We start from the raw sequence: 19,968 nt of genomic DNA, 5'->3' as shown, positions 1-19,968 counted from the left end.
CTGAACTCAGCGTGCGTTGACGTAGTCACCAGCCGCTCTCTGAAAGACCATCGAACACCATCGCCCGGGAGCAGTGCAGCCCGGGAAAGGAGCTACTTAGATGAATGAGATTTTCTGGCCCGAGGATTACATCCCTGGCTTCACCGACAACTTCGCATCAAACGAAGCTATTGTTGCAGGACTAAGCGGTAGCGATATTTGGCCATTCCTCAGCAAGGCCTTGCTTTGGCCGACCTACTATTCGAACTCAGCCAATATCCGTTTCTATGACGGCAAGGGGCCAGAGCTCGAGGACGGCGTGCGTTTCTACTTCGAGACCTTCGGTTTGCCGGTGGAAGCGCAGGTTTTGGAGTACGTTCCACCGGCCGAAGGTAAGCCGGGGCGCGTTGGCTGGCATGGCTGGGGCGGCGAAGGCGATACACGCTTCGACGTGTATCACTCCTGGCTGATCGAGGATCTCCCAAGCGGGCGGGTGCGCATCCTCACGCAGGAATCCCAGAAGGGCAAACCAGCCCAGGAACTCGCCAAGACGAAGCCCAACGTGATGATCAACGGTCATCAGGACTGGCTCGACGGTCTGGTCGCCGCGGCACGGAAAGGGAGGTCGTAATGAAAGCTGCAGTCCTTCGTGCGCCTGGCGGATTGGATCGGATCGAGGTCCGCGACATCCCGGACCCTGGTCAGCCGGGGCCGGGCCAGATCCGGATCGCGCTCCACGCGACATCGCTCAACTACCACGACCTGCTGGTCGCCAATGGCAGTCTCCCGACCGCTGACCGTCGGGTATTGATGTCGGACGGCGCCGGTGTGGTCGAAGCCGTGGGCGAAGGCGTGGCGGAGTTCCGGCCAGGCGACCATGTCGTTTCCTGCTTCTTCCCTCAATGGCAGGATGGGCTGCCCAGGGTACCGGTGGGCGACCTCGCCGGCACGCCAGGCGATGGCATCGACGGCTTCGCCGCGTACTTTTCGGTACGTGCGGCGACGGCTTTCACGCACGCGCCACGCGGTTGGAGCCACGCCGAGACCGCAACCATTACCACCGCTGGGGTCACCGCCTGGCGGGCTCTGGTTTGCGATGGGCAAATCAAAACCGGCGACACAGTATTGGTTCTGGGTACCGGCGGCGTTTCCATCGCGGCGTTGCAGATCGCGAAGATGACGGGTGCGGCGGTTATCGTCACGTCGTCTTCTGACGAGAAGCTGGAACGTGTCCGCGTCCTCGGTGCCGACCATGTGATCAACTATCGCCAAATGCCGGACTGGGGAAAGCGCGTGCGAGACCTCACGGGAGGCGGCGTAGATCATGTCGTTGAGGCCGGGGGGCCCGGCACGCTTGCCCAATCCATCACAGCGGTGCGCGTAGGGGGCCATATCTCGTTAATAGGCGTTCTGACCGGGCTACAAGGTGAAGTGCCGACCGTCGATCTGATGGCCAAGCAGGCCCGCCTGCAAGGACTTATGGTCGGCAGCAGGCGCCAGCAGCAGGATTATGTCGTTGCGCTCGAACAGTCGGGGATGCGCCCTGTCCTGGACAGCAGCTTCCCCCTCGATCAGTTGGCCGACGCCTTCCGTTACCAGGCCAGTGGCGTCTATTTCGGCAAGGTCGCCGTTGAATGGTGAAGCCTGAAACGCCTCGCAACCCCACCAGCGGGCACTATGAATATCTCGCCAGTTTAGGTGTCATATGAGCAAAATTTCCGCGATAGTCCCGCGATGATCTCAACTTACAACAAAATCGTCAACTCGCTCAGCGACAAGTGTCAGCGGGTCACATGGCCGTGTAGTCGGCATTCCGGACAAGTGACCCTTGGCTCAACTCTTGACTTCAGTCCAGTGCGCTCATTGAGAGTTCAGTGTTGACCGACAGAGGCTCTATTCGCCCGACGAGAACTGATCTAAGAAGTAGGTGTTTAGGGCTCTTGGACGATTTTTGCGATGTACTGCCTGCGTACCTTTAGCTGAGAATCTGATTTCGGGTGGGCCTATCAGGACTCGAACCTGGAACCAAAGCATTATGAGTGCTCTGCTCTAACCCATTGAGCTATGGGCCCTTATTTGACTCCGGCCTCGCGTTGCCGAAGTTTAGAGTAATGGACCGTAGTCAAGGGTAATTGAGCGTAATTTACGGATTATGAGTTTCCGGAAATCTCTGTAAGTATATGATAATAAATAAAATGCCAGCGTAATTGAGCGTAACCGCAAGTAGTTGAGCGACCGTAATTTAGAGCAGTTTGTTGTAAATGAGAAAAGCTGACGGGTATACCGTCACTGTACTTGAGAAGAGGAAACCACCGACATCACAGCGGCTTGTGCGTTCTGTTTGGCAGGTGCGACCACTACTATCCCATTCCAAATCAACCGCGATCTACTGTCGCGGTTCTCACAGCGCTAGATATCCCACCCAACCGAACTAGTCGATCAATCGACCGCAGTCGGAGAGCACCAGCCAAGATGGGGCGTCAAAAGAAATTGCGCCGAGGCGATGTTGAGGTCCTACTAAGCTCTCGCCAAAGGGAATATTCTGAAAACGTGCAGCCATGGCGACGGGGCTTCCCTCCATCTCGGGACCCTATGGGTACGTGCTCGTGCCCCTCAGGGACGGCGCGGAATTCGCCCTTTACCGCGTCCAGCAGCATGGCAACCCATCTTCAATATTGGTGGTGGCACTCGCCGCAGAACAGCAGTCGCCTGAGGTTATTCGGCGGCTGGAGCATGAATTCTCACTAGCGGCCGAACTCGATTCCGCGTGGGCAGTTAAGCCTCTCGCGCTCACTCGACACGACGGGCGGACGATCCTCATACTTGAGGACCCTGGCGGCGAGCCGCTGGATAAGATTCTTGGGCAGAACCAAGGGCAAGCACTCGATTTGACACGCTTCCTGCGCGTCGCCATTGGCTTGACGAAAGCCCTCGGCCAAGTCCATCGGCAACGCCTAATCCACAAGGACATCAAGCCTGAAAACGTGTTTGTCGATGAAGCCGGAAAAGTGTGGCTCACCGGCTTCGGAATCGCGTCTCAGTTCAGGCAGGAACGTCAGCCACCCGCGCCGCCGGAGATTATTGCCGGAACCCTGGCCTATATGGCGCCTGAACAAACCGGCCGCATGAATCGCTCGATTGATACCCGCAGTGATCTCTATTCTCTGGGTGTCACCTTATACCAGATGCTCACGGGCCCCGTAAGCCGCAGAGCTATGGCTATGCAACTTTGGCTCCCATCCTGCATTTCAACGCCACTCAGCAGGACTTCTACGGAGGAAATTTCTGGGATATGCGGGCTACTGGAGCAAGGCTTCAGAGCGCCGCGGCGGAACAGTCCCAGGGGCCGCCAACAAATCCTGTAGAAATGGGTCTACCGGACACTGCCTGCGTGGCGTACCGGTTATCGCGCGGAAACTATGCCACTCTCTTCGTTAAGGTGTGTGGGCCGTCGCTGCAATCGATTCAATGGCCCGCGGATGCGGAAAAGACCTGCAGCACTCCGGTCGGCAGGAATAGTGTAGGGCCGCAGTTGAGCCTCAGCACCGAGGACAGAAACCGTGCAAATGCCGTCTACGATCAATTTGCCTTGGCCATCGCGGCGTATGAGGCTTCACCAGGCGTTAATGCCTTTTCGTCCAAATTCGATGCCTTTCTGGCAGGGCAGGCTACGCTCACCGCGCAGGAGCAGCATGGCTATGCATTATTCAATGGCCACGCTCAGTGCAACACCTGCCATCTGAGCGGAAATGCCAACGGAGCTACTGGCGGAACGGTGGCGGACGCTGCGCCACTATTCACCGATTTCACCTCATCAAATCTCGGTCTGCCAAAAAATCTGGACCTTCCCTTCTACCACGAAAACAAGCCGGATCAGCATGGCTTCGTTGCTAATCCCCAAGGTCTGGCATTTGTGGATCTGGGAGTAGGAGCGTTTCTGAGCGGATCGCAGGGAACGCCGGTTCCTGACCAGTCCTGGATACAGCTAGCTCCGCAATTCGACGGCAAAGTGCAGGTGCCCACGCTGCGTAATGTCGATCTCAGGCCTTATCCCGGGTTCGTAAAGTCATATATGCATAACGGATACCTGAAGAGCCTGAAAGAAGTTGTGCACTTCTATAACACTCGCGATGCTAAGTGCCCGACCGCCAACGATCCGAATGTAAAGAAGACCTGCTAGCCTCAGGCAGAGGTTACAGCAAACGAAGACACTACTATCGGAAATCTAGGGCTGTCCGATTCGGACGAAGACGATATCGTGGCATTCCTGAAGACGTTGACTGATGGTTTCATGTCGCAGAGCGCTGTAAATCTAACTCCGGCCGTGGAGGGAAGCATGCGTCAACATCGCCAGACCATTCAGCACTAATTCCAACAACTATCTGAACGAACGGTGCCGTACCTCCGGTGCCGCTCGTTCGGTGCCTTCGCCAAGAATGTCTGTAGGGTTGTCTTTCACAATTTCCATCCCGTGCTTTCTGCCGCGGGATGGAGCGCAACGAGGCCAGTCTTGTCTCTTTCCCATAACATGGGACTCATCGTACCTCCGGTGGCCCTTCACGTCGTGACGGATTCAATCAGTCCTTGTCTCTCGAGCGTGCTCAGGTATTCCTCGCGAGTCTTCAGAGGGTTGCGAAGACTCGCTCGATGCGTTACTAATATTCGAAGCAAACGAAAGCATTCGTCTCATTCGAAACGGGATGATTCCGGCATTATGAAGCCAGAACAAGTTGCCAAAAGCACGGGAATCGTGGATGACTCCTCGGCACTGTACCGGATGCGCACCTTCATATTTCGTACAGAGAAAGCTGGTGGGCCCACCAGGACTTGAACCTGGAACCAACGGATTATGAGTCCGCTGCTCTAACCATTGAGCTATAGGCCCGACAAAACCCAATTTTACCGCATGGCGACAAACGGCGTATCTGCTCGCCGCCATGCGTGATGGGTTCTCGCCTCTGAGCCGGGAAATAACGCCGGAATTTCCGCCGTAATCCAACACGGCTTAGGGCAGTTCGCGGATCCAGATATTCCGGAAGCTGATCGGCTCGCTCTTGTCGCCATGCGCCTGCAATTTGATGGGCGCAGAGTCATACTTCTTGTAGAACGGCTTGCCGATGTAGAGCGTTTGACCTTGCAATTCAAAGTGATTCTCGACCAGTACGCCGTTGAAAAAGACCGTGACATACGCCGGCGTCTTCAGAGAGCCGTCCTCGTTGAACGTAGGCGCAGTCCACACCACATCGTATGTCTCCCACTCGCCTGGCTTTCGCGCCGGATTCGCCAGCGGAATCGCCTGCTTGTAGATGCTGCCCGCCATCCCGTTGACGTAGGTCTTGTTGCCGAAAGCATCCAGCACCTGCAGCTCGTACCCTGCGTCTCCCGGCCCGGTGGAGGCGAGAAAGACTCCGCTGTTGCCGCGCGCCTGACCGGAGCCGGTAATATTCTCCGGTATCTTCCACTCGACATGGAGCTGGTAGTTCTTGAAGCTCCGCTTGGTCTCGATGCTGCCACCGTTGACGGGGTCCTTGCTCACTGTCAACACCCCGTCAGCAACCGTCCACTTGGCCGGCGAATGGTCCTTCGCCGACACCCATTCATCCTCGTTCTTTCCGTCGAAAAGTACGATTGCGTCTGATGGAGGCGCCGTGTTGTTTGCGCCCGGCGTCACCACCGCCGGCACCGGCTCCCATATTTCCGTGTCTTCGGGTTTCGGCTTTTCCGTCTGTTGCGCGGAAAGGGAAGCGGCCATGGCAGTCATGGCTGCGAATGCGAGGAGCTTTGAGATCGGAAAGCGCATCATATTCAATGTCGGTACACACAATTGCGCCGATCGTGCATGAGTCAATCCATCCGATGGATCAAGCGGCAATCGGTTGCGGTTATCAAGTTAGCTTCTATAGATTGCCAGGAATTTCCCGGGTATCAGCTGGGCCGCATGTACCGTGGCGGAAGTATATCCTATCCCAACTGCCCGCTGCATCGAGACGCCGTCGTCCGGTATCGTCCGACAATCCATGACAACCCGGTGGTCTGTTGCGATAAGATCAATCCGGCTAAGCACGCTGCCCGCTTGCGGCGAGGACAGCAAAACCGTCTCTGCCGGCACACGCAAGACCCACGATCAATTCAATATACAAACGAGAGGTTATTAAATGCTTCGCAAACTCCTGCTCGGACGGCTCAATCACACTCTTCTGGTTCTAATGCTCTTGACGTTCGCCTGCGGCATTTCTCGCGCTGTAACACCGGGCGCGCCAATTCGCGTCGTCATCGTTGGCCTGGTTCACGACCATGCACGGGGGCTTTTTGGCCCGCTGTCCAAGAACACCAACATGCAACTGGTCGGAATCTCCGAGCCCGATACGAAGCTGGCGGAAAGATACGCATCCCAGTTTCATCTCGACCACAAGCTCTTCTTCACCGACATGAATACCATGCTCGACCAGCTTCATCCCGACGCGGTCCTCGTCTATACCGATATCCAGGACCACCGCAAGGTCATCGAAGCGGCGGCCCAGCGCGGCATCAGTTCCATGGTCGAGAAGCCATTGGCGACAACAATTGCCGATGCCATCGCCATTCGCAAAGCCGCCCGCGAACACCACGTCCAGGTCCTCGTGAACTACGAAACCACCTGGTACTCCAGCAACGCCGAAGCAATTCGCGAAGTAAATCAGGGCAAACTGGGCGAGGTACGCCGCGTCGTCGTACATGATGGCCACGAAGGCCCGAAGGAGATCGGCGTAGGGCCTGAATTCCTGAACTGGCTCACCGATCCGGAAAAGAACGGCGCAGGCGCCATGTTTGACTTCGGCTGCTACGGCGCCGATCTGATGACGTTGATTATGCACGGCGAAACTCCCCTCAGCGTCACCGCCGTAGCGCTCACCGACAAGCCCGGCATCTACCCAAAGGTCGATGACGACGCCACGATTATTGTGCGCTACCCCAAGGCGCAGGCAGTCCTGCAACCCTCATGGAACTGGCCTTTCAGCCGCAAGGATATGGAAGTGTACGGCTCGACAGGCTATGCCATCACCGAAGCCGCAGACCACATGCGCGCTCGCTATGCGGGCGAAAAAGCCGAATCGGAAGTGACAGTGCCGCCGCTGGCAGATAACCAGCAGAGCTCGCTTAACTATCTCGCCGCTGTTCTTCGCGGTCAGGTCAAAGCCGAAGGCGATCTCTCCTCACTCGACACCAACATGATCGTCATGCAAATCCTCGACGCCGCCCGCGAATCCGCCAAAACCGGCCGCACTATAAACCTGAAACCATTGCCGCAATAGCCTTGGTTTTCGTGTCTTCAATTCTCGAGGATCTGGGTGCCCCATCCTTTGTGCGCTCTTTGCACAAAGGGTGGGTTGCCTCAACACTCATTCGTCGCGCAAAACCTGCATCGGCTCAACCGTAGCCGCCCGATAGGCAGGTTGAAGCGTCGCAGCAAGCGCAATCAACAAGACCCCGCCCGCCGCGATCACAAAAGAAACCGGGTCAAAGGCGGGCATCTCGCCAAGCAGGCTGTCGATCACGCGCATCAACGCCAGACTCAACGCAACGCCGCCGGCTACGCCAACCGCCGCAACCGTAAGCGCACCCTTGAGCACGGACGCGAGCACCTGTGCCCGCTGCGCACCCAGCGCAAATCGCAGCGCGAACTCGAAGCGTCTCTCAGCCACGGTATAAGCCGTCACGCCGTACATCCCGGTGATCGCCAGCAGAATGCTCACCCCTGCAAAGCCTCCAAACAGCAACGTCCGAAACCGCTGCGCCCGCTGCGATTCGCCAAGATTCTCGCGCATCGTCGCACCCTTCACCGCAACCTGAGGAAACTGCTTGTTCAGATACCGCATCAGCGCAGCTGTCATCGCACGGGTGTCTGTGCGCGTCCGCACCATCAACTGCACATCGTTGGAGGTATGCGGATGTTGCGAAATCGGCGCATAGATTGTTGGATAGGGAACTGAAGCCGGAGAATCCTGCCGCACGTCTCCCACTACGCCCACAATCGTCCACCACTCGCCATTCGAATCCCACCCGCATGTGATCTGCTTGCCGATCGGGTCCTTCCCGGCAAAGCTCTGCCGTGCCATCGACTCGCTGATCACCACCACCTTCTCGGTGCCCGCGCGATCCGCATCCGCAATGCCTCGGCCTCGCAACACCGGAATCCGCATGGTCTCCAGGTAATTGGGAGTGACGCCCAGAATGTTCGCATTCGGCAGGCGTTCCGCTCCGGGTTTGAACTCGTTTACCCCACGCACTGCGTAATCCACGTCTGGAATCATCGACGTCGTGGGCGCGCCGGAAGCCGCGGCCACGCTCCCCACTCCTGGCACCGTCCGCACCCCGTCCAGCACCGTTTCCAGCTCGTGCATATCATGCTGCCCAGCCGCCTGCACGGCCGCCGGATCGGCATGAGGCCCAAAGAACTGCTCAGGCCGCAGCCTGGCGATGGCGCCGATCTTATGTGTATCCAGCATCACGAGTCCCTCCGGGGCGAATCCGAGATCCACGCGCGCCTGCGCCATCAATTGCCGAACCAGCAGCACCGCGCCCACACTCAGCATCAGCGTCAGCGCCACCTCTCCTACAATCAGCGCCTGTCGCAGCCGGCCAGAACCACGGCTTTCCGTCCCTCGCGCCGCATCCTGCTTCATCGCCGACGCCGGATCAACCTGCCATGACCGCCACAGCGGCAGCAGCGCCGTCGCCGCCATCGTCAGCAAGCTGATCAAAAATGAGAACAGGATCACATCTACATTGAGCCGCACATCATTCAGGCGCGGAATCTCCGGCGGCGCCAGCCGGATCAGCAGTTGCAACGTCGGCTGCGCCACGAGCACGCCCGCGCCGCAGCCGCAAATAGCCAGCGCAAGCACTTCCAGCCCGGCGCGCCGAGCCAGAGCAGCGCGGGTTGCTCCCAGCGCAGTGCGAATCGTCACCTCGCGGCGCAGCTTCGTAGCCCGCACCAGTTGCAAATGTGTAATGTTCGCGCAGACAATCAGCAGCACCACGCCCACCGACGCCATCAGCAGCCGCAGCGTCGGTCGTATCTTGCCCACGATTTGTTCCTGCAGCGGTTCCGCCTCCAGCGCCTTGTGTTTGTCCTCCGGATATGCCGCGGCCAGTTGTTTCGAGAGCGTATCCAACTGGGCATTCAGCATCGCTGCCGTCACTCCCGGACGCAGCTTGCCAATCGCTCGCTGGTTGTAGGCCGTGCGGCTCGGTACATCCGGCGCGGAAGGCGCTTCAATCCACACCTGTGTCCTGCCGGGAAACGAGAATCCATCCGGCATTACGCCCACCACGGTGCGCAACTGGCCTTCGGTCCCGATCGTTCGCCCAACAGCCTGCGCTACGCTTCCAAAGTTCTCCCGGGCAAAGGCGCTCGAAACCATCGCTTCCTGCGGCTCCGTCACATCGCCCGTCCCAGGCTTGTCGGCAAGAAAGACTCGCCCCGCCAGCGGCTCCACGCCCATCACCTGGCCGAAAGACGGACTGGCATAAGCAATGTCCGTAAATAGGGTGCGCCCGCCGACCTGAAGCCCATCCTGAAATCCGCTGTAGAAGGCCGTATATTCCAGCGCCCCGGTAGTTCCGCCAATTCTGCCGGCAACATCCACATAATCCGCTCCGCCCACTCGCGGAATTGCTCGATGCTCATCAAGAAAGCGCGAATCAATCCCGAAAATCCGGTCCGCATCGCGATACCCGAGCGGCCGCAGCAGCACACAGTCCACCATGGTAAAGATTGCGGCATTCAGCCCAATACCCAGCGCCAGCGTGAGAATGACGGTGAAAGTAAAGCTCCCAGACCGCCGCAACTGCCTCACCGCCAATCGAAGATCCTGCACAACACTGAACATCGCGCCTCCAGAAAGAACGAAATCCAAGCAAACATTGCAGCTAAACAGCCATTCCCAACCCGTTCTGTTTTCTATATATCCACTGCGGAAGCAAATACAGCGCTGTCCAAAAATGAAAAGGGGTGTCCGCTTACGAACACCCCTCTGTGCTAACCCGCCGCCTTCATTAAACCAGCTTCATCTTCTCCGGGTCCCAATGCACCACAGCATCCTTCTCATAGCTGAGATTGGCAAGCAGAGCCGCACCTGCCGCGCGGTAGCCGAAGACTGCGTCCTCAACTACCGGATTGCGGCTGCGCACCGAATCAAAGAAGTTATGAAAGTGGTCGTAGCTGTCGCTGTATCCCACGGGCGCAACATAGCTGTCTGAACCCAGCGGCAGCGCTCCCGTCTCACGCTCGCGCGGATACTTCTTCTCGTAATCCGCGATCAGCTCCTTCTGCATCGCCTCCGTGTAGGTGAAGACGGTGTAGTTCGGACCCTTCTGGCGCGGAGAACGGTTCACGCTGACCGTATTTCGGGCAATCTCCATCGTACCTTCCGATCCGGTGAAGATCAGCCCTTCGCTCTCTTCACCGCCATCCACGAAGTTCACGCGCAGGCTCAGGTTAAAGCCTTCCGGGTAGTCGAAGATTCCCAGCATCACATCTGGCACATCGCGGCCATCCTTCCAGAATCGCAACGCGCCTGAAGCCACGGCTCGCGTCGGACCCTTTGCGCCAGTGATGAAATGCGTTCCGCTGAAGAGATGTACAAAGAGATCCCCCGCCACGCCGCTTCCATACGCCTTCCACTTGCGCCATTGGAAGAAGTGCTCGGCATTCCACGGAATCTTCGGCGCCGTCCCCAGAAAGCGCGGCCAGTCGCATGTCTCCGGCGAGGCATCCAGCGGCACGGTGTAATTCCACGCGCCCATCGCCGAGTTGCGATCCCAGCGCGCATTCACCAGGTTCAGTTCGCCAATCGCACCAGCGGCCAGCAGCTCCTTCGCCTTGGCATATACCGCCGAACTCACGCGCTGGCTACCGATTTGAATAATCCGCCCCGTCGAGCGAGCCGCCTCGATCATCTCCGGTCCATCAGAGTAGAGATGGATCATCGGCTTCTCGCAATAAACGTCCTTGCCCGCCGTCATCGCATCGATCGCGGCCTTCTTATGCCAGTGGTCGGGAGTGGCGATCAGCACCGCGTCCACATCTTTGCGAGCCAATATCTCCTCATAATGCTTCGTTGTGAAGATATCGTCGCCCCACAGCTCCTTGCTGTGGTCGAGCCGTCCCTGGTAGCAATCGGCTACAGCCACCAGCTTCACGCCGGGCACTTGAATGGCCGTTCGCGTGTCGCCCTGCCCCTGGATGCCGGCTCCGATCAGCGCCAGTTGAATATGGTCATTGGCCGCAAGGGGCCGTCCGCCCTCACGTCCCGCAAGCGCCAACAGCTTCGTTCCAGCCAGAGAACCGGCAGCAGTAACGCTTGCAGCTTTCAGAAAATTCCTGCGATTCAAGATAGTCATGGTTTGTCCTATTCCACTAAGTCGGATTCCTAACTGAATTTCTGAAGAAAGACATAGTCGGCCTTGGCCGAATCCATCTGCGAGACCGGGAACGGAGCCTCCTGCTCGACAAAGATATGTTCGATGCCCGCAGCCTTCGCAGCGCCAAAGATCTTCGTATATTGAACAAATCCGGTGCCCAGATCCGCGCCCTTCGGCCGTTCCGGCCCGCCTAGCGCGGTCGTCGGCTTCGGAACAGGTTGAAAATCCTTGATGTGCAGCATACGAAAGCGTCCCGGAAAGTTATGGAAGTAAGCCACCGGATCGGCCCCGGCAACCACCATCCAGCCGCAATCGACCTCAAACTTCACCAGATCCGGATCGGTCTCCTTCACCAGCACGTCATACCCATAGCTGCCATCGGGCATTTTCTCAAACTCGAAGTTATGGTTGTGATAGGCATACTGCAATCCGGCGGCCTTGGCCTGCTTGCCGACCTCATTCATCCGCGCCGCGGTCTTCTTGAAGCCATCCAGCCCAAGCGGCTGCATCGGAGGATGCTTCGGCGGCGCGCTGCTTCCAGCCGCAGGCGTCGCGGCCGTGGACGTAAGCGCCTTGACCTCCGCCGGGCTGAAACTCCGCAGCACAGAAGTCACCGCATAGTGCGCTCCCAAAGCGTTCGCATCGGCAAACTGCTCATCAAGATTGTCGCCCGCGAGTTGAAGGTGCGAACTCGGACACCTCAACCCCGCATCGTCCAGAAAAGCGCGAAACTCCTTCGCAGTATGCTTCACCAGACCCGCTGTCTCCACCTCGCGATAGCCGGTGTCATGCAACTGCTTGAGCGTACCGGGAATATCTTCCTGCAATGACTTGCTGACGGTGTAAAGCTGAATACCGAGAGGCAATCCAACAGGGTTACCCCACATGGCTCGCGGCATCATTGATGCCGCAACAGCCGCCGCGCCAGCCTTGCCTGCGCCTGCAATAAACCTTCGTCTCGATAGGGAATTCATCCGAGTATCTCCTTGGCCCATCTAATATCACGCGCGTTTTATTTCTCAGGAAGTAGCCTGCGATGCCAGCTCTGCGCTCTCCGCCACACGAGCTTTTGTCCGGTCAGAGAAGGTGAAAAGGAACAGCACCAGAATCACAACCGACATAATCGCCGGGAAGAGCCAGATTGAGCGCCAGTCGTGTCCGGCGCCATCGGCAAGCATTCCCACGGTGTAACGCTGCACCACCGCACCCGAGAGCCACGAACCGACAAACATTCCCGCGCCATACGTCAGGAAAGTCATCAGGCCCTGCGCCGCCGCGCGCAGCTTCACGTCCGCCTTGCGGTCGATATAGATCTGGCCGGTGACAAAGAAGAAGTCGTAGCAGATGCCATGCATCAGAATCCCCGCCCACAACATCCACATCGCTGAGCCCGAGTTGCCAAAGGCAAAGAACACATACCGTATAGCCCACGCCGACATGCCCGCCACCAGCATGTACTTCACTCCCAGCCGGCGAAAGAACCACGGGATCAGCAGCATGCACGCCAACTCCGAAATCTGCCCGCCCGCCATCTTGCTCGCTGCGTTGTCGACACCGATCTGATTGAGATAGAGATTGGTGAAAGCATAGTAAAACTGCAGCGGAATGCAGATCAGAAAAGACGCAATCGCAAAGACCGCCATCGACCGGTTTCCCAGCAGCTTGATCGCTTCGATCGGAAAGACTGAAGAAAGCGTGACCTTCGTCGCCCGGCCCAGCGGAGGCGTATTTGGAAGCGTGAGGCAGTACAACGCCATCAGCAGCGAAGATGCCGCTGCAATTTGCATCGGAATCTTTGTCGGCTCAATATGCAGGTTGCCGACCAGCAGTCCCGCAACAATCCAGCCAGCCGTGCCAAGCACGCGAATCGGGCCAAACTCTGTCTGCGGCTCCCGCATCTGGCGGAAGGCCAGCGCATTGGTGAGCGCCATCGTAGGCATGTAGCACAGCGAATACAGCAGAATCACCCAGTAAAACGGCGTAAAGCTCGTCTGCGTCGAGGCCAGAAAGAGAAGAATCGCCCCCAGCCCATGCATTACCGCCAATAAACCCTGTATCGCAAACAGCCGGTCCGCCACCAGTCCAACAAAGAACGGCGATACCATCGCGCCAATCGTGGTGACTCCGGCAGCGACGCCCAACTGCGTTCCTGAGAAATGAAGCGAGGTAGAAAGCCATGTATTCAGCGTGACGTACCACGCGCCCCAGATGAAATACTCCAGGAACATCATCAGGCCCAGACGGCCCCTAATTGTCCAGTTCATGCGCCCCCGGCCGCCTTGGCGAGACCTTTCAGCGGCTGCAAGTCAAGATATACCAACAGACCTGCCTTGCGTAAGCCAGCCCCGCAGCTTGCCTTGCCACGCCCCCGGCTGCAATCATCGCCTCTGATACTAGATAAGGGGTTTTCCCATGCGCAATCGCTTCCCCATCCTCGCGGCAGCAGCTGCCAGTCTGATCGCCTGCCTGCCCTTAGAAAGCTCCGCTCAGAACCCGGTATGGCCGCCGTCGCCGGACCATACAACGATAAATATCTGGCCAAATGCCATCCCCGACCCAGTCCCGACCAAAGGCCCCGAGGCCGACCTGACCACCCCGAAAGACAACCTGATCGCCGGCCGCCCCCTGATGCATCTGGGCAATGTTTCCACTCCCACCATCACCCTCTACCCACCCAAAGGCGAGAACACCGGAGCTGCCGTCGTAGTCTTTCCCGGCGGCGGATACAACATCCTGGCCATTGACCTCGAAGGCACGGAAGTCTGCGACTGGCTCACCAAAGAGGGAATCGCCTGCGTCCTGGTGAAGTACCGCGTCCCCAACACCGGCCCGTATCCGAAATCCCCGGCCGCCCTCGAAGACGCGCAACGCTCCGTCGGTCTGGTCCGCTCGCATGCCGCCGACTGGCACATCGATCCCGACCGTATCGGCGTCCTCGGCTTCTCCGCTGGAGCGCATCTCGCCGCAGCCCTCAGCACCCACTATGACAAGCGGCTCTACCAGCCAATCGATGCCGCCGACCAGCTAAGCTGCCGCCCCAACTTCGCGGTCCTCGTTTACCCCGGCTACCTGGCCGATGCCGAACAGAGCTTCCTCGACAAGCTGGACATTCACCCCAATGCCCAGACGCCGCCCGCATTCATCGTGCAGGCCGAAGACGACCCTGTCCATATCGAGAACTCGACGACCTACTTCCTCGCTCTCAAGAACGCCAAGGTTCCCGCCGAACTCCACATTTACGCCCAGGGCGGGCACGGCTTTGGACTGCGCCGCCGCGCCGATACCCCCGCCACCACTTGGCCCGACAGCGTGGATATCTGGCTGCACACCATCCACATGCTCAATCCGTAACGCGAATGCGACATCAAGATTCAGCCCTGAGGTTTCAGGGCTGAATCTGCAAATCATCCTTCAGCTTAAAGTGCACAATCGACTCGGCCGGAATCACGAGGTCCCGGTTACCAGTCAACCCCGCGCCTGCCGTTCCCGCACCCGCACCGGCCAATCCGCCGATGATCAGCCCGGTTCCCCCGGAAGCTACCCCGCCGATCAGCATTCCCAGCCCTGCGCCGCCGCCAATCATACCGGCAGTCCGCTTGCCCTTGCCCTTCTTCCGTTCGCGTAAATCAGCCGTTTCCAGCGGATATTCTCTCCCGCCCAAGGTCAGCGAAGTCAGCCGCAGCTCTAGCGTAGCCGCGCCCTTGAAGTGGCCGCGCTTGTGCGCCTCGTCCACTACCCCGGTCACACGCGATCCCTTCGGAATTACATCGTTGCCGCTGCCATCCTTCACCGGAGTCACAATCTCGCCCGTGAACTTTTCGCCCGGTCTGCTTCCCTTGGCGCTCAACCGCTGATCGACCCGAATCGCAAGCTCAGTTCCGGCAGGTACATCCACCGGCGGCGGAGGAGGCGGCGGCGCAGGCGCAGCCGCAGTCTGCGAAGCCGGCGTGGCCCCTGAGCCCGCAGGCGAACTCGGCGCGGCAGAACCGGAGCTATCCGCCGCGCCATTCGTTGCGGCCGCCGGTGTTCCAGCCGCCGGCTTCGGAGTCACCGTCGTCGTCACCACTTCGCCTTTTTGCCCCGGCTCCGGCGGCTGCACAACGGTCGTGACCGTATTTCCATCCTTGTCCGTTGAAATCACCTGCTGCGGTTGCCCGGTGCTCGCGGCCTGCTGCTTCGCATGTTCAATCGCCGCGTCCTGCTTGGATTTGCAACCGCTCGCGCCAACAATCACCAATGCCGCCGCGAACGCCAAGCGTCCATAAGTCCGGAACCCAAAGGGGGAGTTCATCACTGTGGAAACCTCTCATCGAATTTTTTGCCCGGCCACGCAAATTCGAGTGACCATACGGACCCTTCATTATTCCGCAAATCCACAAAATCGGCTGTCCACAATTGAACGCTAAGAAATCCGGGGCGCTCCGCGAGACAGCATCGGGGAAACGAGGGGTCTCCGCGGCTACCTCCATCCTGTACCATTGGCAATTACAGAAAACCTTTACGGAAGTGACCTCTATGCGCATATCCCTGTCATCCGCCCTGCTCCCAGCCCTTATATGCGCGCTCGCGCAGCCCATGCTTTGCCCCGCGCAAACCACCACAGCCAGCCAGCCCCCTGTTTTCCAGAACGTCCTCTACGGCGCAGCCTATTACAACGAATACATGCCAGCCGATCTCCAGCCCGGTCGCCTTGAAAAGGACGTCGCCCTGATGAAAGACGCAGGCATCAGCGTCGTCCGCATGGGCGAGTCCACCTGGAGCCTCTGGGAGCCCGAAGACGGCCACTTCGAATACGCCTGGATGGACCGCGTCGTCGACGCCATGGGCAAGGCCGGCATCAAGGTCATCATGGGCACGCCGACCTACTCCGTTCCCACCTGGATGGTCCACGAGCATCCCGAAGTCCTCGCCCGCTACCAGGGCGCCGATGCCAACACCACCTACGGCATGCGCCAGAACATGGACACCGACAATCCCACCTTCCGCTTCTACGCCGAGCGCGTCATCGCCAACATGGTCGCGCATTACCGCGACAACCCCACCGTCATCGGCTGGCAGATCGACAACGAAACCGGCTCCTACGGGGCGTACAATCCAGACGTCTTCACCGGCTTCGTCAACCACCTCAAGCAGAAGTTCGGCACCACCGACGCGCTCAACAAAGCCTGGTTCCTCAACTACTGGGGCGAAGACGTCAACGGCTGGGAGAACATGCCCATCCCCGACCGCGCCACCAGCACCAGCTACAAGCTCGAATGGTCCCGCTGGGAGCAGCTCCGCGTCGCCGACTATCTCGCGTGGCAGGCCGCGCTCGTCCGCCAGTACCGCGGGCCAAATCAGTTCGTCACCCACGACTTCGGCGGCATGATGCACACCGACCGCAACGAATTCGAGATCGCCAAGTCCCTCGACGTCGTCGCCAACAACATCTACCACGGCACGCAGGATCATCTCGACGGCGCATGGCAGGCCGAGCAGAGCGACTTCGCCCGATCCCTCAAGCACGGCAACTTCCTCGTCACCGAAACCAACGCACAGACCCTCGGCTGGGACTCCGCCGGTCAATTCCCGCCCTACGACGGCCAGATGCGCCTCGACGTCTACGGCTATCTAGCCAGCGGAGCCAACATGGTCGAGTACTGGCACTGGCACTCCATCCACGCCGGGCAGGAGACGTACTGGAAAGGCGTCCTCAGTCACGATCTAGAACCCAACCGCGCCTACGCCGAAGTCTCAAAAACCGCCCACGAACTCGAAAAGATAGGCCCCAGACTCGTCGATCTCAAGATCAAAAATCAAGTCGCAATCCTCTACAGCGTCGACTCCTCCAACGGCATCACCTTCATGCCCTACGAACGCGGCGGCAGCAGCGGATGGGTCCCCGGCAAGGCAGGCGACAGCTACGGCGGCCAGATCGTCCAACTGCATCGCGCTCTCTACGACGCCAACGTAGGCGCGGACTTCGTATTCCCCGAAAACGCCGACTTCTCGCAATACAAGCTGCTAATCGTCCCATCTCTGTACGTCGCAGACGACGCGCTGCTGAAGAAAATCTCCGACTACGTCAAAGGCGGAGGCCATGTGCTGATGACCTTCAAAAGCGGATTCACCAACGAGAACGACGCCGTCCGCTGGGAACGCGCCCCGGGCCCGCTGCGCGAAGCCGCAGGCTTCAACTACCAGGAGTTCTCCAACCTCGAACATCCATTAGCGCTCAAAGGCGACCCATACCACGCAGGCGAAGAAAACAAAGTCAGCGCATGGGCCGAATTCCTGCAACTGGAGCACGCCGAAGCACTCGCCTACTACGATCACCCATTCTTCGGAAAATGGCCCGCCATCACGCGCAACCATTACGGCTCCGGCGAACTAGTCTACGAAGGCACGCAGCTCTCAAATGCACTGCAAGCCAAAGTCGTCCTCGACTGCCTCAAGAGCGCCGGCCTCACCAGTGCCGACCAGCAACTTCCCGCCTCAGTCCACGTCAAACACGGCACGAATCGCGAAGGAAAGCAACTGCATTACTACCTGAACTATTCCAGCGCCAACCAGACATTGAAGTACCCCTACGCCGCCGGACAAGACCTGCTAACCGGAGCCGCGATCTCACCGAATCAAACCCTTATCCTGAAGCCCTGGGATCTGGCCATTATCGAAGAGAACAAGTAGGTGCTATAGAGAATGGAGGCTCGGGTGAACAAAAAATCAGAGATGGTTGCTCCAAAGCCTGCCGCCAGTCAGAGCATGGATGATGAGAATGGCAATTGCAGACAGTGTGGGCACCCATTCAACCCGCACACAATCATCGCGTACGACATCGAGGATTTTTCGAAAGGTGAAGAAATGCGCTGTCCGATAGATGGTTGCTCATGCTTTTCGACTATAAGTTTCGACTTCAGCGCGAACGGCGAGCACTGACAAGGCTGCCTGCCGATCCCTAATCCTCGTACCCCGTCCCCGCCAGCACGCCCGCGCATATAAGCAAAGCTCTTGATCATCCCCGGAAGCGGGTCAATTGAATCCCCGCTTCCGATTCTGGACTGCAAATTGGAAATTGATTGACGAGTAGGGCGTTTGCGGGGATCGATCATGATCGATCCCAACTGTAGCGGGCCGTGGTCTCCCCGGTGCCCTCATTGATGGCTGTGAAAGAGTTCCCGAAATCGGGCCACCTGCCGACCGAGAGTGTCCCCCTCCCTGTTACTGAGTCGCCACTGCAACCGCGCTGGCGTTAGAATATGCCATGCCGCTCGGCATGGGCAAAAGCGTACCCGCGCCCCCGTTCACCCAGTATGCGGCGTGCTGGCCCGCAGATCCCACCAGATACACATCGCTGCCGGAGAAGCCGATCCCGACGGCCGAAGAAGTGGCGGGAGAACCTGTCGTATTAGTGGGCAGGGGCAACGACGTGGCCGTGCCGTTCAGCCAGTATGCGGCGGTAGTGTTGCCCGTCGTGCCGCTCACCCCAGCTCCCGCCACGTACACATCGTTGCCCAAGACCGCGGTCACTCCCGCTCCATAATCTTGTGCCGTGTCGTTAGGAGGTATCGGCAGCGTCGTGGCCGCCCCACCATTCTCCCAAGTTATTGCGGTGTCGTTTCCGACGTCTGGGCTCGTGGTTCCCGACACATACACATCGCTGCCCGAGACTGCAATTCCGTTGGCGTAATAATCACCCGTCAGGCCGCTGGGCACGGGCAAAAGTGTGGCCGTGCCGTTCACCCAGAGTACAGCGCTTTCGTCGCTATCGGTGTTCCACGCAAATCCCACAACGTACACGTTGCTGCCTGAGACCGCGATCGCGCCGGCGCTCGAATATGCCATGCCGCTGGGCGGGGATAACGTCGTGGCTGTGCCGTTCACCCAGAGTACGGCGGTGGCGCTGTCCGCACTGTTTTCTTCAAATCCCGTCACGTACACATTGCCTCCCGAGACCGCGATTGCGCCGGCCTCTGAGATTGTCATGTTGCTGGGCAAGATAGTGGCCGCGCCGTTCAACCAATATACGGCGGTATCGTTCGTGCCGTTCGAGGCAGTTCCCGCCACATACACATCACTACCCGAGACCGCGATTGCGTAGGCTTGCGAGCTTGTCATGCCGCTGGGCATCGATAGAGCCGTCGTGGTAGCAGTTGGGCTGCCGGAGGTAAGCTGCCAAATCTCGGCCACATTGTTGCCGGGGCTCCCGGCAGACGTGGCAGTGAGCGCAAACCCGGCGATGTAAACGGTTGTGGTTGGGCTGATGGCCGGGTTGACTGTGAAGCTCTGCGGTACCTGCGACGCCGCGGCATAGGTGCTGTTGCCGGCCAGGCTGGCGTCGATTGTGCAGTTTCCGGCGGCTCCAAATGTGGCCGTCGTCCCGGAGACCGTGCAGACGCTGGGGGTCGCCGAAGTAAAGGAGACCGTGAGGCCGGAGTTAGCCGTCGCCGAGAGCGTCAGCGGTGCTCCCATTGTCTGCGTGCCGGGATTGTCGAAGGTGATGGTCTGCGCGGTGTGACCGATGCTATTGCCGCTGCCGCAACCTGCGGCGAACAATGCCAGCGACAGAACCGAAAGAAGAGAGAACAGCTTGAGATGCCTCAT

General features: G+C 58.9%; 13 protein-coding genes, 2 tRNA genes and 1 pseudogene. 7 read left to right on the top strand and 9 right to left on the bottom strand.

Going from position 1 to position 19,968, the window contains the following annotated elements:
* Positions 1 to 100: 100 nt before the first annotated feature.
* Positions 101 to 610, top strand: coding sequence for an SRPBCC family protein (locus OHL23_RS04340; RefSeq protein WP_263350541.1), 510 nt, complete (start codon positions 101 to 103; stop codon positions 608 to 610).
* A complete protein-coding gene (locus OHL23_RS04335; protein ID WP_263350540.1) occupies positions 610 to 1,620 on the top strand; it encodes a zinc-dependent alcohol dehydrogenase family protein in 1,011 nt (336 codons plus the stop codon). Before OHL23_RS04340 ends, OHL23_RS04335 begins: the two co-directional genes overlap by 1 nt.
* A 357-nt stretch (positions 1,621 to 1,977) precedes the next feature.
* On the opposite strand, the gene OHL23_RS04330 is transcribed toward OHL23_RS04335, so the two are convergent.
* Positions 1,978 to 2,051: transfer RNA gene (locus tag OHL23_RS04330), tRNA-Ile, on the bottom strand.
* A gap of 486 nt (positions 2,052 to 2,537) precedes the next feature.
* On the opposite strand from OHL23_RS04330, the pseudogene OHL23_RS04325 reads away from it, so the two are divergent.
* A pseudogene (locus tag OHL23_RS04325) lies at positions 2,538 to 3,164 on the top strand (serine/threonine protein kinase); the annotation flags it as partial.
* 44 nt (positions 3,165 to 3,208) lie between these two features.
* Positions 3,209 to 4,159, top strand: a complete 951-nt coding sequence (locus OHL23_RS04320) for a cytochrome-c peroxidase (protein ID WP_263350539.1) — start codon at positions 3,209 to 3,211, stop codon at positions 4,157 to 4,159.
* A 629-nt stretch (positions 4,160 to 4,788) separates the two neighbouring features.
* Here the strand turns inward: OHL23_RS04320 and OHL23_RS04315 are convergent.
* Together OHL23_RS04315 and OHL23_RS04310 are read right to left on the bottom strand one after the other, a co-directional pair.
* Positions 4,789 to 4,864: transfer RNA gene (locus OHL23_RS04315), tRNA-Ile, on the bottom strand.
* A 120-nt stretch (positions 4,865 to 4,984) separates the two neighbouring features.
* The gene (locus OHL23_RS04310; RefSeq protein WP_263350538.1) at positions 4,985 to 5,782 is read right to left on the bottom strand and encodes a 3-keto-disaccharide hydrolase; all 798 of its coding nucleotides are present in this window, start codon (positions 5,780 to 5,782) and stop codon (positions 4,985 to 4,987) included.
* A gap of 352 nt (positions 5,783 to 6,134) precedes the next feature.
* Here OHL23_RS04310 and OHL23_RS04305 point away from each other — a divergent pair, with 352 nt between their 5' ends.
* On the top strand, positions 6,135 to 7,271 hold the full coding sequence (locus OHL23_RS04305; protein ID WP_263350537.1) for a Gfo/Idh/MocA family protein: 1,137 nt from the start codon (positions 6,135 to 6,137) through the stop codon (positions 7,269 to 7,271).
* An 87-nt stretch (positions 7,272 to 7,358) separates the two neighbouring features.
* Here the strand turns inward: OHL23_RS04305 and OHL23_RS04300 are convergent, their stop codons facing one another.
* From OHL23_RS04300 to OHL23_RS04285, 4 genes are all read right to left on the bottom strand, one after another.
* Positions 7,359 to 9,851 carry an ABC transporter permease gene (locus OHL23_RS04300; RefSeq protein ID WP_263350536.1) on the bottom strand — a complete coding sequence of 831 codons (2,493 nt, stop codon included), beginning with the start codon at positions 9,849 to 9,851 and terminating at the stop codon, positions 7,359 to 7,361.
* A gap of 166 nt (positions 9,852 to 10,017) precedes the next feature.
* Positions 10,018 to 11,364, bottom strand: coding sequence for a Gfo/Idh/MocA family protein (locus tag OHL23_RS04295; RefSeq protein WP_263350535.1), 1,347 nt, complete (start codon positions 11,362 to 11,364; stop codon positions 10,018 to 10,020).
* Positions 11,365 to 11,393: 29 nt separating this feature from the next.
* On the bottom strand, positions 11,394 to 12,359 hold the full coding sequence (locus OHL23_RS04290) for a sugar phosphate isomerase/epimerase family protein (RefSeq protein ID WP_263350534.1): 966 nt from the start codon (positions 12,357 to 12,359) through the stop codon (positions 11,394 to 11,396).
* A 45-nt stretch (positions 12,360 to 12,404) separates the two neighbouring features.
* Positions 12,405 to 13,649: a nucleoside permease gene (locus OHL23_RS04285; RefSeq protein ID WP_263350533.1), complete on the bottom strand. Its 1,245-nt coding sequence runs from the start codon at positions 13,647 to 13,649 to the stop codon at positions 12,405 to 12,407.
* A 148-nt stretch (positions 13,650 to 13,797) separates the two neighbouring features.
* On the opposite strand from OHL23_RS04285, the gene OHL23_RS04280 reads away from it, so the two are divergent.
* Positions 13,798 to 14,736: an alpha/beta hydrolase gene (locus OHL23_RS04280; RefSeq protein WP_263350532.1), complete on the top strand. Its 939-nt coding sequence runs from the start codon at positions 13,798 to 13,800 to the stop codon at positions 14,734 to 14,736.
* Between the two features lie 34 nt (positions 14,737 to 14,770).
* Here the strand turns inward: OHL23_RS04280 and OHL23_RS04275 are convergent, their stop codons facing one another.
* The gene (locus OHL23_RS04275) at positions 14,771 to 15,676 is read right to left on the bottom strand and encodes a hypothetical protein (protein WP_263350531.1); all 906 of its coding nucleotides are present in this window, start codon (positions 15,674 to 15,676) and stop codon (positions 14,771 to 14,773) included.
* Between the two features lie 224 nt (positions 15,677 to 15,900).
* Between OHL23_RS04275 and OHL23_RS04270 the strand changes: the two genes are divergently transcribed.
* Positions 15,901 to 18,054, top strand: coding sequence for a beta-galactosidase (locus tag OHL23_RS04270; RefSeq protein WP_263350530.1), 2,154 nt, complete (start codon positions 15,901 to 15,903; stop codon positions 18,052 to 18,054).
* Positions 18,055 to 18,585: 531 nt separating this feature from the next.
* On the opposite strand, the gene OHL23_RS04265 is transcribed toward OHL23_RS04270, so the two are convergent.
* The gene (locus OHL23_RS04265) at positions 18,586 to 19,968 is read right to left on the bottom strand and encodes a hypothetical protein (protein WP_263350529.1); all 1,383 of its coding nucleotides are present in this window, start codon (positions 19,966 to 19,968) and stop codon (positions 18,586 to 18,588) included.

The sequence above is a fragment of the Acidicapsa acidisoli genome, assembly GCF_025685625.1.
GTDB classification, from domain to species: domain Bacteria; phylum Acidobacteriota; class Terriglobia; order Terriglobales; family Acidobacteriaceae; genus Acidicapsa; species Acidicapsa acidisoli.
The sequence above is the reverse complement of the archived record's forward strand: the minus strand, read 5'-3'. Positions and strand labels throughout refer to the sequence as shown.